Raw genomic sequence first — 12,356 nt, forward strand, 5'->3', positions numbered from 1 at the left:
CCCGCCGGGCCCGGCGTCGGCTGGTCGGCGGGATGACTGGCCGGAGGGGCGAGTTCCGGACCGGAGCCGTAGAGCTCTTCCGTGGCGTAGTCCCAGAACCAGCCCTCGCCCGGCTCGAAGCTCTGGATGACCGGATGCCCGGTGGCCGCGTAGTGCGCGGTGGCGTGCTTGGCGGGGGAGTCGTCGCAGCAGCCGATGTGCCCGCACTGGGCGCAGCGGCGCAGATGGAACCACCAGCCGCCCACCTCGTCGCACTCCACACAGCCGGTGCCGCTGGGCGGGACGCCCGGGTCGATTCCGTCGACGGTGCTCATACGGCTTCCTCCGCTCGTTCCCCGGACGACTCGGGCGTCTCGGACGGGTCGGGTGTCTCGGCGGTCAGGGGCAGCAGGACCTGGAAGCGGGTGTCGCCGGGCACCGAGTCGACCCGCAGGGTGCCGTGGTGCTTGTTGACGACGATCCGCCAGGAGATGTCCAGGCCGAGCCCGGTGCCCTCGCCGACCGGCTTGGTGGTGAAGAACGGGTCGAAGATCCGGCCCTTGATCTCCGGTGGGATCCCGGTCCCGGTGTCCCGGAACTCCACCAGCACCTGCTCGTTGTCGAGCGCGGTCCGCACCGTCAGCCGGCCCTCGCCGCCCGCGCTCTTGATGGCGGAGACCGCGTTGTCGATGAGGTTCGTCCACACCTGGTTCAGCTCCGCCGGGTAGGCGGGCACGGGCGGCAGCGTGCGGTCGTACTCCTTCACGACCTCGATCCCCGCGCCGATCTTGCCGGACAGCATCAGCAGCGTGCTCTCCAAGAGTTCGTGCACGTCCACCACCCGGTAAGGGGCCCGGTCCAGCTGCGAGTACTGCTTGGCCGCGTCCACGAGGTGCGAGATACGGGTGGTGGAGTCCTCGATCTCGTTCATCAACAGCTCGGTCTCGACGGTGTAGTTGAGCCACCCGATCGCGCCCGCCAGGATCTCCTCGTCCACGGCCGCCGCGACCTGCTCCAGCCAGTCGACGTCGAGCCCGGCCTGCACGAAGGTCGGCGCCAGCTGCCAGCCGTGGTCGAGGCCGTGGTTCTCCAGCCAGTCGGTGAGCACGTCCTCCCGGTCGGAGGCCTCCAGCGGACTGAGCGCCGGAGCCTTCGCGACCCGCTCGGCGGTGCGTTCCTGGATCTCGATCAGACTCGCCAACGCCTCCCGGGAGAAAGGCGCTTCGGCGATCACGGCGAGCTTGTGCCGCATCTTCGCGACCCGCTCCCGCAGGCTCGCGGTGGCCCGCACGGCCGCGGCGGCCGGGTTGTTCAGCTCGTGCGTGAGCCCCGCCGACAGCGAGCCGAGCGCCAGCAGCCGCTCCCGCTGGCCGATCGCGGCCTGGGTGCTCTTCGACCCGAAGAACAGGCCCTCCAGCAGGTGCACGGCCATCGGGAACCACTCGCTCATCACGTCCGCGAAGATGTCCGCCGGCAGCACGAAGAACCGGCTCGGCTCCGTGACCCGCATCGAGTTGTTGTACACCTGCCGCACCCGGTCGCCGAGGTACGCCTGCATCGCGCCCGCGTACACCCCGGGCTGCGAGGTCCGGGTGACCTCGACATCGTCGCCGGCGACCCGGCGGGAGAGCACGACCGTGCCCTCGATCATCGCGAAGAAGCAGGTGGCGGGATCACCCTCGGTGTACACCGGACCGGGCTGGAACAGCTCCACCCGCCCCTCGCTGCACAACCGGCCCAGCTGATCGGGGCTCAGCTTCTCGAAGAGGAACAGCGAGCTGATCTCCTGCGGGCTGCACGGCATGACCTGCCCGCTCATGACTGCTCCAGATACCGGTGGACGAGCATCACGGCCATGGCTCCCTCTCCGACGGCGGACGCGACACGTTTCGCGGACTCGGCGCGCGCGTCGCCCGCCACGAACACGCCGGGAATGCTGGTCTCCAGGTGGTACGGCGGCCGGTCCAGCTCCCAGCCGGCCGGCGGCCGCCCGTCGGCGGTCAGATCGGGCCCGGACAGGATGAACCCGCGCCCGTCGCGCAGCACGGTGTTGCCGAGCCAGTCGGTCAGCGGGGCGGCGCCGATGAACACGAACATCCACTGGGCGTCGACCCGTTCGGTGTCCCCGGTCGCCGTGTGCCGCAGCGTCAGCTGCTCCAGGTGGTCCGAGCCGTGGGCCGCGTCCACGACCGTGTGGCTGCGCACGGAGATGTTCGGAGCCTCACTGATCTGCTGGATCAGGTAGTAGGACATCGACGCCGACAGGTCCGGGCCGCGCACCAGCAGCGTCACCGACTTCGCGCCCCGGGACAGGTACATCGCCGCCTGGCCCGCCGAGTTGGCGCCGCCGACGATGTACACGTCCTGCCCCTGGCAGGAGGCCGCCTCCGTCAGCGCCGAGCCGTAGAACACCCCGCAGCCCGTGAGATCGGTGCAGCCCTGGGCCTGGAGCTGCCGGTACTGCACCCCGGTCGCGAGGATCACACTGTGCGCGGCGATCGCCGAACCGTCCGCGAACCGCACGACCCGTGCCGCGCCGTTGACCTCCAGCGCCGTCACCTCGCGCGCGGCCAGGATCTCGGCGCCGAACCTGGCGGCCTGCCGCCGCGCCCGGTCGGTGAGCTGGGCGCCGGAGACGCCGTCGGGGAAGCCGAGGTAGTTCTCGATGCGGGAGCTCTGCCCGGCCTGCCCGCCGGTCGCCGACCGCTCCACGAGAACGGTCCGCAGCCCCTCGGAGGCCCCGTACACGGCGGCGCCGAGCCCGGCCGGGCCCCCGCCGATCACGATCAGGTCGTAGAAGTCGGCCGTGGGCGTCGTCGCCAGCCCCACCCGCGCGGCCAGCTCGGGCGCCTCGGGCTCGACCAGGGCCGTGCCGTCCGGGGTGATCACCAGCGGCAGCCGCCGGCCGTCCTGTCCGGCGGCGGTCAGCAGCCGCTGCCCCTCCGGTTCCTCCACCGAGTACCAGCGGTAGGGCACCTGGTTGCGGGCCAGGAACTCGCGCACGTCCGACGACCGAGCCGACCAGCGGTGCCCCACCACCTTGGTGCTGGGCACCGGCCGGTGGTCGCTGGTGCGCCAGGCCTGGAGCAGGTCGTCCACGACCGGGTAGAGCTTCTCCTCCGGCGGGTCCCACGGCTTGAGCAGATAGTGGTCGAGGTCGACCACGTTGATCGCGTCGATCGCCGCGCTGGTGTCGGCGTACGCGGTCAGCAGCACCCGCCGCGCCCCCGGATAGACGTCCAGTGCCTGTTCGAGGAACTCGATGCCGTTCATCTGCGGCATGCGGTAGTCGGCCAGGATCACGGCCACCAGGTCGCCGCGCAGCTTCAGCTCGCGCAGGGCCTCCAGCGCGGACTCCCCGGACTCCGCGCGCACGATCCGGTACGACTCGCCGTAGCGCCGTCTGAGGTCGCGGGCGACGGCGCGGGAGACACCCGGGTCGTCGTCCACGGTCAGGATGACGGTCCGCGCTGCGTCGGCGGCCTGTGCCATACGTCTCCCACCCCGAAGCGTTGGGTCCCACGGGTCGGTGTCGTGGGGACCACCGCACCGGTACGCGCCCATCGTATGTTCGATCGCCCCGCTTCGCTCTGGCATACGAAAGGGCCGGCGGGCGCCGGGCGCGGCCCGTCCGGAGAGATCGTCCCGGCCGTGCGCGCCGGTGGCCGATAGTGGGCACCAGCACCAGGAGCACGCGACGACGAGGAGGGCACGGATGACACGCGCGATCACGGCAGGGGTGGACGGCACGGAGGAGAGCCTGGCCGCGCTGAGGTGGGCGGGCCGGGAGGCCGTACGCCGGGGGCTGCCCCTGCGGGTGGTGCACGCGTGGCGGTACGCCGAGGCGCTCGCGGAGGCCGACCGGGACACCCAGCAGGGGTGGGTGTCGGAGGGCGTCTCGGAGGCCGTGCGCGACATCGGCGAGCGGCATCCGGAGCTCGCGGTGAACGTCGACGTGGTCGAGGGCGGCGCCGTGGAGGCACTGGTCCGGGAGGCCGCCGAGGCGGAGCTGCTGGTGCTGGGCTCGCGGGGGCACGGACCGGTCGTGGGCTTCCTGCTGGGTTCCGTCGGGCAGCAGGTGATCGCCGAGGCCGGCCGGCCCGTCGTCCTGGTGCGCGCCGGGGACCGGGCGACGGCGGAGGCCGCCGGGCGGGACGTCGTCGTCGGCCAGCACGGCGGCCCGGAGGACAGCGCGGCGACGCTGCGCTTCGCCTTCGAGACGGCGGCGGCCCGGGGCGCGACGGTCCGGGCCGTACGGGCGTGGTCCCTGCCGCCCGTCTTCGCCTACAGCCCCGGCTCGCTCAGGCTGCTGGACGACGTCGGCGGTCTGGAGCCGTACGAGAAGCGGGCCCTGGCGGAGGCCCTGGAGCCCTGGCGGAAGCGGTTCCCCGAGGTGCCCGTGGCCGAGCAGGTGGAGATGGGCAGCGCGGCGCAGGTGCTGCTGTCGCTGGCCGACCGGGCCCAGCTGATGGTCGTGGGCCGCCGGGCGCACCGTACGGCCGTGGGCGCCCGGATCGGCTCGGTCGCGCACGGGGTGCTGCACCACGCCGACTGCCCGGTGGCCGTGGTCCCGCACGAGTGAGCTACTCCGGGTCCACCGGCCGCGGGGTGGCCCGCGCCTTCGGCAGCACGTTCTCGACGTAGTCCCCGACGGCGGTGCCGAGGCCGATGTCGTGCTGTGCGCGCTCCGACAGGTACCAGCGGTGTTCGAGGAGTTCGTGGTAGATCTCCGCGGAATCCATGGAGCCGCGCAGCTCAGGCGGCACGGCCCGCACGGTCGGCCGGAACACGTCCCGCACCCAGCGGTGGGCGAGCACCTCGGGCCGGGCGGCCAGGGGGTCGCCCGGAGCGTGGTCGTCCTGGGTGGCCATCCAGCTCTCCAGGTCGTTCAGCAGCCGCCGCGCCTGGTTCTCCTCGGCGTCCAGGCCGGTCAGCCGCAGCAGCTGCCGCTGGTGGTGGCCGGCGTCGACGACCTTCGGCACGAAGGTGACGGTGTCACCGCCCGCGGAGTGCTCGATCTGCATCTCGGCCACGTCGAAACCGAGGTCGTTCAGCCGGCGTATCCGGCGTTCCATGTAGTGGTACTTGCCCGCCGGGTACACCGAGGTGCGGGTCAGCTCCCGCCACAGCCCCTCGTAACGGGTGCGGATCTCATGGCCGAACTCGACCGGGTCGACGGAGGGGTGCAGCGCGCCGGAGGCCTCCAGGTCGAGCAGCTCGCCGCTGATGTTCACCCGGGCCAGGTCGAGGTCGTACTCGCGCTGCCCGGGGCTGAGCCGGGGGTGCAGGTCGCCGGTCTCGGCGTCGACCAGGTAGGCGGCGTAGGCGCCCGCGTCCCGCCGGAACAGGGTGTTGGACAGCGAGCAGTCGCCCCAGGCGAACCCGGCCAGGTGCAGCCGCACCAGCAGCACGGCGAGGGCGTCCATCAGCCGGTGCATGGTCGCCGGGCGCATCGTCGTCTCGAACATCGACCGGTACGGCATCGAGCCGCGCAGATGCCGGGTGACCAGCACCGGCTCCAGCGGGGCGCCCGAGCGTCCGGTGCGGCCGGTGACCACGGCGAGGGGGTCGACGGCGGGGATGCCGAGGCGGTCCAGGTCGCGCAGCAGCTCGTACTCGCGCAGCGCGGGCCGTTCGGCCAGCTCCTTGACGGCGATGACCTCCTCGCCCGCCCGGGCGTAGCGCACGACGTGCCGGGAGATGCCCCGGGGGAGCGGCACGAGGTACTCCTCGGGCCACTCCTCCAGCGGCACGTCCCAGGGCAGGGCGAGCAGCAGGGCCGGGTGCTCCGGGTTCGTGGCGCTGATCTGCAAGGCCATGGCACGAACCCTAAGGCCCTGTAGGGCTGTTCTAGGAGGCCCGTTCCCGGGCCTGTTCGGCGGCGGCGCGCACCGGACCCCGGTGCACCGGGCCGTGCCCGGGCAGCAGGGTGTCGCCGTCGAGCGCGCCGATGGTCTCCAGGGAGGCCAGCGCCCGCGCGCGCTCGTGGTGGAAGAAGTCGTGCAGCAGCTGCGGTCCCTTGATCCTTGAGGTCGCGTGCCCGCTGACCAGGGCGTCACCGGAGATCACGATCCCCGCCTCAGGAAGGTGGTAGACGCAGTGGCCGTCGGTGTGGCCGGGCGTGTGCACCGGGACCGGGCGGCCGGGCAGGTCGAGCGGGCCCTCGCCGGGGAACGGCTCGGGCGCGGTGACCGGGTTGTGCTCGATGCCGCCGACGCGGATCACGTGCACCGCCCAGGGCAGGACGCCCGGCCGCCAGGCGTTGCGCACGACGTCGCCGATGGTGGCCTGGTGCAGGAAGTCCCGCCGGGCGTGCGGGACTTCGGCGGGGTGGAGGTAGACCGGGGTGCCGTGCGTGGTGCGCAGGTACTCGGCCGAGCCGAGATGGTCGTTGTGCGCGTGGGTGATCAGCACCGCGGCGACCGCCTCCGGCGAACTGCCCACCGCCGCGAGGGACTCCAGGACCCCGGGCCGGTCGCCGGGATATCCCGTGTCGACCAGCGTGACGGCGTCCCCGTCCTTCAGGATCACCCAGTTGACGTTGTTGCCGTGCACCAGATGGGTGCCGTCGGCGACTTGCTTCACCTCTGCCCGCATGGTCTCCCCGTGCCCCTGAGTCGCTGATCGTCGCGGGACAGCCAACCAGATCCGCCACCGGTTCGCGCAAGAGGCAAGGCCGGAGTCGGTCAGTGCACGCCGTGCGGCCGGAACTGGACGCTGATGCGCGGACCCGCGGCGCGGGCCGTCTTGGGTACGCAGTGCTCCCAGGTGCGCTGGCAGGAGCCGCCCATCACGATCAGGTCGCCGTGCCCGAGCGGCCGCCGCAGCGTCTCGCCGCCCCCGTCGGCCGGGCGCAGCAGCAGGTCCCGGGGCGCGCCCACGGAGAGGATCGCGACCATGGTGTCCTCGCGGGCGCCCCGCCCGATCCGGTCGCCGTGCCAGGCGACGCTGTCGCGGCCGTCGCGGTAGAAGCACAGCCCGGCGGTGGTGAACGGCTCGCCCAGCTCGCCGGCGTAGTGCCGGGACAGGGCGTCGCGGGCCTCGTCCAGCACGGGGTGGGGCAGCGGATCCTGCGCCGCGTAGAAGGCCAGCAGCCGCGGTACGGCGACGACGTTGTCGTACATCTTCCGCCGCTCCGCGCGCCAGGGGACCTCCGCCGCGAGCCGCTCGAACAGGGCGTCGGCGCCGCTCAGCCAGCCGGGCAGCACGTCGATCCAGGCGCCGGCGCCCAGTTCGGTCCGGCGCAGTCCGCCGAGCGGGCCGAGCCGCAGCTCGTCGGTCTGGTCGAACAGGGAGCCCTGGAGGTGCGTGGACATGGGACCAGCGTACTCCTTAATCGAAAATGTGTTCCCTTAGCTCGTGTCCGGGGCTCCGCGACCTCGACGCGAGCTCTTTCGATACATCGGTGTATCGGATACGGTCATGTATCGAAACGGAGGTGCCGCAGTGGAGGAGACGGCCAAGCGCGTCACCCGGCGACGGGGGCAGACCCGGGCCCGGCTGCTCGACGCCGCGTTCCGGGTCTTCGCGGCCAAGGGCTTCGGGCGGGTCTCCATCGAGGAGGTCTGCGAGGCGGCGGGCTTCAGCCGGGGCGCCTTCTACTCGAACTTCGCCACCCTGGACGAGCTGTTCTTCGCCCTCTACCGGGAGCGCGCCGACCTCATCGCCGCCCAGGTCGCCGACGCCCTCGCCCAGGACGGCCCCGACCTCGACGTGCCCGCCTCCGTGGACCGGGTCACCGAGGTGCTGCTGCTCGACGTGGACTGGCTGCTGGTGAAGACCGACTTCCTGGTGCACGCCGCCCGGGACCCGGCCGTCGCCCGGGCCCTCCTCGACCACCGCGCCCGGCTCCGGGAGGCCGTCGCCGACCGCCTCTTCCGGGTGCGGGGCCACACCGAACTGCCCGCCGTACTGGGCGACGTGGACGGCGCCGCGCACGCCGTGGTCGCCGCGTACGACGGCGTCACCACCCAACTGCTGCTGGACAAGGACCTCGACGGCGCGCGGACGTGGCTGAAGCAGCTGCTCACCGCGGTCCTCACCGAGGGCAGCGGCACCCCATCGACGCACTGAGGAAGGAACCTCCACTCCATGGACGCGGACGTCATCGTCGTCGGAGCCGGCCTCGCCGGCCTGGTCGCGGCGCACGAACTCACCAGCCGGGGCCGCCGGGTGGCCCTGGTCGACCAGGAGAACGCCGCCAACCTCGGCGGCCAGGCGTTCTGGTCCTTCGGCGGGCTCTTCCTCGTCGACTCGCCCGAGCAGCGCCGCCTCGGCATCAAGGACTCCTTCGACCTCGCCTGGAACGACTGGCGCGGCAGCGCGCAGTTCGACCGGCTCGACGACGAGGACTCCTGGGCGGTGCGCTGGGCCCGCGCCTACGTGGAGTTCGCGGCCGGCGAGAAGCGCTCCTGGCTCCAGGGACACGGCATCGAGCTGCTGCCCACCGTCGGCTGGGCCGAGCGCGGCGACCTCAGGGCGGACGGGCACGGCAACTCCGTACCCCGCTTCCACATCGCCTGGGGCACCGGCACCGGAGTCGTCGAGCCCTTCGTCGGGTACGCCCGGCAGGCCGCCCGGGACGGGCTGCTGACCTTCCACCACCGCCACCGGGTGGACGAGCTGGTCATCGAGGACGGCGTGGCGCGCGGGGTGCGGGGCATCGTCCTCGCCGAGGACAAAGCCCCGCGCGGTGCGGCGTCCAACCGCGACCGGATCGGCGACTTCGAACTCACTGCCCAGGCCGTCGTCGTCACCACCGGCGGCATCGGCGCCGACCACGACATCGTCCGCCGCTACTGGCCCGAACGGCTCGGCACGCCCCCCGCCGAGATGGTCACCGGCGTCCCCGCCTACGTGGACGGCCGCATGCTCGACATCAGCGCCGAGGCCGGCGTCCGCCTGGTCAACCGCGACCGCATGTGGCACTACACCGAGGGCATCCAGAACTGGGACCCCATCTGGCCCGGCCACGGCATCCGCATCCTGCCCGGCCCCTCCTCGATCTGGCTCGACGCCCTCGGCCGCCGCCTGCCCGACCCCTGCCTGCCCGGCTACGACACCCTCAGCACCCTCAGGCACCTGCGCACCACCGAGGACATCGCCGGGTACGACCACTCCTGGTTCGTCCTCACCCGGAAGATCATCGAGAAGGAGTTCGCGCTCTCCGGCTCCGAGCAGAACCCCGACATCACCGCCAAGGACCGCAAGGCGGTGCTGCGCGACCGGCTCCTCGGCAAGGGCGCGCCCGGCCCGGTGCGGGCCTTCCTCGACAACGGCGCCGACTTCGTCACCGCGGGCAGCCTGGAGCAGCTGGTCGACAAGATGAACGGCCTCACCGGCAAGACCCTGCTCGACGCGGCCGAGGTGCGCCGTCAGATCGAGGCGCGCGACCTGCAGATGGCCAACCCGTACAGCAAGGACTCCCAGGTCCAGGGCATCCGCAACGCCCGCCGCTACATCGGCGACCGCCTCGGTCGGGTCGCCGGCCCGCACCGCATCCTCGACCCGGCCGCGGGCCCGCTGATCGGTGTCCGGCTGCACGTGCTGACCCGCAAGACCCTCGGCGGCATCCAGACCGACCTCGACTCGCGCGCCCTCGGCGCCGACGGGACCGCGATCGACGGGCTGTACGCGGCGGGCGAGGTGGCCGGCTTCGGCGGCGGCGGCGTCCACGGCTACAACGCCCTGGAGGGCACCTTCCTCGGCGGCTGCCTGTTCTCGGGGCGCGCCGCCGGCCGGCACGCCGCCCGGCACACCGGCTGACCTCAGCCCTCCAGCAGCTCCGCGAGCACGTGGGCATGGCTCTTCCCGGGCGCCTTGGACGCCGTCAGGAGGGTCACCGTGCCCTTGCGGACCGACTCCCTGAGGCCGTCGAGCAGCCCGGCGGCCTCGGGGGCGCCGAGTTCCGCCTCGTAGCGGCCGCGGAACTCCTCGTAGGAGCCCTCGCCGCCGTGGTACCACTTGCGCAGCTCGCTGGAGGGGGTGAGCCCTTTCGGCCATTCGTCGACGTGCGCCTCGTCCTTGGCGAGTCCGCGCGGCCACAGCCGGTCGACCAGCACCCGCAGGCCGTCGTCGGGCTCGGGCGGTTCGTAGATCCGGCGCACACGCACGCTCACTGGTCGGGCCCTCTCTCGGGACTGCGGACGGTTCGAGCCTACTGCGGCGCTCCGGAGCGGCCGGGCGACGACGCGGCACGACTTGACCAGAATGAGAGGGAGACGGGGACACCCGCGCGCCTAGTCTGTCGGCTGATCACCAGCCACCCCCTCGAGGAGCGCATGTGACGCCATCCCGCAGACAGCCCGCACGACGCCGTACGAGGGTCCTCGGCCCGAGAGCCGTCCTCGCCACCGTCCCCGTGGCCGTGGCGGCGCTCATCGGCGCCGCCGCACCGGCGGGAGCGGGCACGACCGGCGCGGCCGGCGCGGGGGACCCCTACTTCCCGCTGAGCGGCAACGGCGGCTACCACGTCGGCCACTACGACCTGTCGCTCCGCTACGACACCGCCGGGAGCCACCTCGACGGCAGGGCGGTCCTCAGCGCGCGCGCCACCCAGCGGCTCTCCCGCTTCGACCTCGACCTCGACGGCATGAAGGTCACCGGCGTCACCGTCGACCGCACCGCCGCGGCCTTCCGGCGCTCGGGGCAGGAACTCGTCGTCACCCCGCGGCACGCCCTGCGCCCCGGCCAGGACTTCCGCGTGACCGTCGCCTACCAGGGCACCCCGAAGCCGGTCACCGACCCGGACGGCTCGGCGGACGGCTGGATCCCGACCGACGACGGCGCCTTCGTCGCGGGCGAACCCCAGGGCGCCATGACCTGGTTCCCGGCCAACGGCCACCCCAAGGACAAGTCGTCGTACGACTTCACCATCTCCGTGCCCGAGGGCCGTACCGCCGTCGCCAACGGCGTCCTGCTCGGACAGCGCACCGCGAACGGCCGGACCACCTTCCGCTGGCGCGAGACCCAGCCCATGGCCGCCTATTTGGCCACCGCCACCATCGGCACGTTCCAGGTCCAGCGGTACACCACCCCCGACGGCATCCAGGTCTACAACGCCGTCGACCCCCGCGAGGCGCACGCCGCGGCGCCGGTGCTGAAGCAACTGCCCTCCGTCCTGGACTGGGAGAGCAAGCTGTTCGGGCCGTACCCCTTCCGGGCCGCCGGGGCAATCGTCGACCACGCGAAGGTCGGCTACGCCCTGGAGACCCAGACCCGGCCGCTCTACGACGCCGCGCCCGACATCAGCACCCTCGTCCACGAGAGCGCCCACCAGTGGTTCGGCGACTCCGTGTCGCTGTCCGCCTGGAAGGACATCTGGCTCAACGAGGGCTTCGCCACCTACGCCGAGTGGCTGTATGCCGAGCAGCACGGCGGCGACAGCGCCCAGAAGGCCTTCGACGCGCTCTACGCCCGCCCCGCGAACGACCAGTTGTGGGCCTACCCGCCCGGCGACCCGGGCAGCGGGAAGAACATCTTCGGCATGCCCGTCTACGCCCGCGGCGCGATGGTCCTGCATGAGCTGCGCACGGCGGTCGGCGACCGGGACTTCTACCGGATCCTGCGGGCCTGGGCGACCGAGCACCGCGGCGGCCACGGCACCACCGCGCAGTTCGTGGGGCTCGCGGAACGCGAGTCGGGGAAGTCCCTGGACGGGCTGTTCCACACCTGGCTGTTCACGAAGGGCAAGCCGGACAACGCCTGAACCCTCAGGAACTGTGTGTGGCGTGCCGCCTGCACGACCACGCGCACCTGCGCACGACAAGGGCCCCGGTGTCGCGTCCCTGGCTGCTCAAGGGCCGGGAGACGGGCCGGGGCCCCGACAACGAGCCGCTCGTGATCGAGGTCGAGCCGTTGTGCCGGATCGCCGAGGAGGTGATCGACGAGGCCAGGGCCGAGGTGGCCCGGCAGGGGCGGCGGTGGGGGACCCTGCGCCGCGGTGGGCGCTGAGGCCCCCGTCCGGAACGCCGGTTCAACCTGAGCGCGGCCGGGAGCGGGCGCGGCGCCGCAGCGCGCGGCGCTCCAGATCGGTCGTGCCGCCCCAGATGCCGATGCTCTGCCCGGTGTCCAGCGCCCAGTCCAGGCACTGCTCCACCACGGGACAGCGCCCGCACACGGCCTTGGCCCGCTGGGTCTGCACCTGTGAGGGCCCGGTGGTGCCGATGGGGAAGAACAGATCGGGGTCCTCGTGACGGCACGCGGCATGGTCGCGCCAGTACTCCATGGAACTCTCCCTGGATCGGATCGAAGTCGTCGGTGCCTTTTGACTGTGTTCGTTCTCCGGGTTCGGGTGACCGGTCGGCGCGGGGTGAAACGGCACGGCCGCCGGGCAAGGCGCGATCCGGTCACCACGCGCGCGGGCGCCCGGGGGAGCC

The 12,356-nt window shown here is 72.7% G+C and carries 13 protein-coding genes; 5 read left to right on the forward strand and 8 right to left on the reverse strand.

Features of this window, described 5'->3' with window-relative positions:
* The 3 genes from ACWEN3_RS28475 to ACWEN3_RS28485 form a co-directional block, all read right to left on the reverse strand.
* Positions 1 to 314 (reverse strand): UBP-type zinc finger domain-containing protein (locus ACWEN3_RS28475; protein ID WP_452976440.1); only part of this gene is annotated, 314 nt, incomplete at its 3' end.
* A complete protein-coding gene (locus ACWEN3_RS28480; RefSeq protein ID WP_452976442.1) occupies positions 311 to 1,798 on the reverse strand; it encodes an ATP-binding protein in 1,488 nt (495 codons plus the stop codon). The genes ACWEN3_RS28480 and ACWEN3_RS28475, both read right to left, overlap by 4 nt.
* Positions 1,795 to 3,471 carry an FAD-dependent oxidoreductase gene (locus tag ACWEN3_RS28485; RefSeq protein ID WP_452976444.1) on the reverse strand — a complete coding sequence of 559 codons (1,677 nt, stop codon included), beginning with the start codon at positions 3,469 to 3,471 and terminating at the stop codon, positions 1,795 to 1,797. The genes ACWEN3_RS28480 and ACWEN3_RS28485 overlap by 4 nt, the downstream gene beginning before the upstream one ends.
* 223 nt (positions 3,472 to 3,694) lie before the next feature.
* On the opposite strand from ACWEN3_RS28485, the gene ACWEN3_RS28490 reads away from it, so the two are divergent.
* Positions 3,695 to 4,561: a universal stress protein gene (locus ACWEN3_RS28490; RefSeq protein WP_452976446.1), complete on the forward strand. Its 867-nt coding sequence runs from the start codon at positions 3,695 to 3,697 to the stop codon at positions 4,559 to 4,561.
* 1 nt (position 4,562) lies between these two features.
* Here the strand turns inward: ACWEN3_RS28490 and ACWEN3_RS28495 are convergent, their stop codons facing one another.
* The 3 genes from ACWEN3_RS28495 to ACWEN3_RS28505 all read right to left on the reverse strand — a co-directional run bounded on the left by ACWEN3_RS28495 (position 4,563) and on the right by ACWEN3_RS28505 (position 7,295).
* The gene (locus ACWEN3_RS28495; RefSeq protein ID WP_452976448.1) at positions 4,563 to 5,798 is read right to left on the reverse strand and encodes a DUF4032 domain-containing protein; all 1,236 of its coding nucleotides are present in this window, start codon (positions 5,796 to 5,798) and stop codon (positions 4,563 to 4,565) included.
* A gap of 31 nt (positions 5,799 to 5,829) precedes the next feature.
* Positions 5,830 to 6,576, reverse strand: coding sequence for an MBL fold metallo-hydrolase (locus ACWEN3_RS28500; RefSeq protein ID WP_452976450.1), 747 nt, complete (start codon positions 6,574 to 6,576; stop codon positions 5,830 to 5,832).
* 89 nt (positions 6,577 to 6,665) lie between these two features.
* Positions 6,666 to 7,295 (reverse strand): alpha-ketoglutarate-dependent dioxygenase AlkB, encoded by a 630-nt coding sequence (locus tag ACWEN3_RS28505; RefSeq protein ID WP_452976452.1) that lies wholly within the window; start codon positions 7,293 to 7,295, stop codon positions 6,666 to 6,668.
* A gap of 106 nt (positions 7,296 to 7,401) precedes the next feature.
* Between ACWEN3_RS28505 and ACWEN3_RS28510 the strand changes: the two genes are divergently transcribed.
* Both ACWEN3_RS28510 and ACWEN3_RS28515 read left to right on the forward strand, forming a co-directional pair.
* Positions 7,402 to 8,052, forward strand: a complete 651-nt coding sequence (locus ACWEN3_RS28510) for a TetR/AcrR family transcriptional regulator (RefSeq protein WP_452976454.1) — start codon at positions 7,402 to 7,404, stop codon at positions 8,050 to 8,052.
* An 18-nt stretch (positions 8,053 to 8,070) separates the two neighbouring features.
* A complete protein-coding gene (locus ACWEN3_RS28515) occupies positions 8,071 to 9,744 on the forward strand; it encodes an FAD-binding dehydrogenase (RefSeq protein ID WP_452976456.1) in 1,674 nt (557 codons plus the stop codon).
* A gap of 2 nt (positions 9,745 to 9,746) precedes the next feature.
* On the opposite strand, the gene ACWEN3_RS28520 is transcribed toward ACWEN3_RS28515, so the two are convergent.
* The gene (locus ACWEN3_RS28520) at positions 9,747 to 10,097 is read right to left on the reverse strand and encodes a DUF488 domain-containing protein (RefSeq protein ID WP_452976458.1); all 351 of its coding nucleotides are present in this window, start codon (positions 10,095 to 10,097) and stop codon (positions 9,747 to 9,749) included.
* Positions 10,098 to 10,261: 164 nt separating this feature from the next.
* Here ACWEN3_RS28520 and ACWEN3_RS28525 point away from each other — a divergent pair, with 164 nt between their 5' ends.
* The gene (locus ACWEN3_RS28525) at positions 10,262 to 11,686 is read left to right on the forward strand and encodes a M1 family metallopeptidase (protein WP_452976460.1); all 1,425 of its coding nucleotides are present in this window, start codon (positions 10,262 to 10,264) and stop codon (positions 11,684 to 11,686) included.
* Positions 11,687 to 11,703: 17 nt separating this feature from the next.
* Positions 11,704 to 11,931 (forward strand): DUF6098 family protein, encoded by a 228-nt coding sequence (locus ACWEN3_RS28530; RefSeq protein WP_452976462.1) that lies wholly within the window; start codon positions 11,704 to 11,706, stop codon positions 11,929 to 11,931.
* A gap of 22 nt (positions 11,932 to 11,953) precedes the next feature.
* Here the strand turns inward: ACWEN3_RS28530 and ACWEN3_RS28535 are convergent, their stop codons facing one another.
* On the reverse strand, positions 11,954 to 12,205 hold the full coding sequence (locus ACWEN3_RS28535) for a WhiB family transcriptional regulator (protein ID WP_452976463.1): 252 nt from the start codon (positions 12,203 to 12,205) through the stop codon (positions 11,954 to 11,956).
* Positions 12,206 to 12,356 lie beyond the last annotated feature (151 nt).

Source organism: Streptomyces sp. NPDC004561, from assembly GCF_053602155.1.

What these genes read in the sequence shown, in the direction of transcription:
- ACWEN3_RS28490 (WP_452976446.1), top strand. Translation starts at nt 3,695, where the DNA reads ATGACACGCGCGATCACGGCAGGGGTGGACGGCACGGAGGAGAGCCTG.
- ACWEN3_RS28535 (WP_452976463.1), bottom strand. Translation starts at nt 12,205, where the DNA reads ATGGAGTACTGGCGCGACCATGCCGCGTGCCGTCACGAGGACCCCGAT.
- ACWEN3_RS28500 (WP_452976450.1), bottom strand. Translation starts at nt 6,576, where the DNA reads ATGCGGGCAGAGGTGAAGCAAGTCGCCGACGGCACCCATCTGGTGCAC.
- ACWEN3_RS28515 (WP_452976456.1), top strand. Translation starts at nt 8,071, where the DNA reads ATGGACGCGGACGTCATCGTCGTCGGAGCCGGCCTCGCCGGCCTGGTC.
- ACWEN3_RS28505 (WP_452976452.1), bottom strand. Translation starts at nt 7,295, where the DNA reads ATGTCCACGCACCTCCAGGGCTCCCTGTTCGACCAGACCGACGAGCTG.
- ACWEN3_RS28510 (WP_452976454.1), top strand. Translation starts at nt 7,402, where the DNA reads ATGTATCGAAACGGAGGTGCCGCAGTGGAGGAGACGGCCAAGCGCGTC.
- ACWEN3_RS28495 (WP_452976448.1), bottom strand. Translation starts at nt 5,798, where the DNA reads ATGGCCTTGCAGATCAGCGCCACGAACCCGGAGCACCCGGCCCTGCTG.
- ACWEN3_RS28485 (WP_452976444.1), bottom strand. Translation starts at nt 3,471, where the DNA reads ATGGCACAGGCCGCCGACGCAGCGCGGACCGTCATCCTGACCGTGGAC.
- ACWEN3_RS28480 (WP_452976442.1), bottom strand. Translation starts at nt 1,798, where the DNA reads ATGAGCGGGCAGGTCATGCCGTGCAGCCCGCAGGAGATCAGCTCGCTG.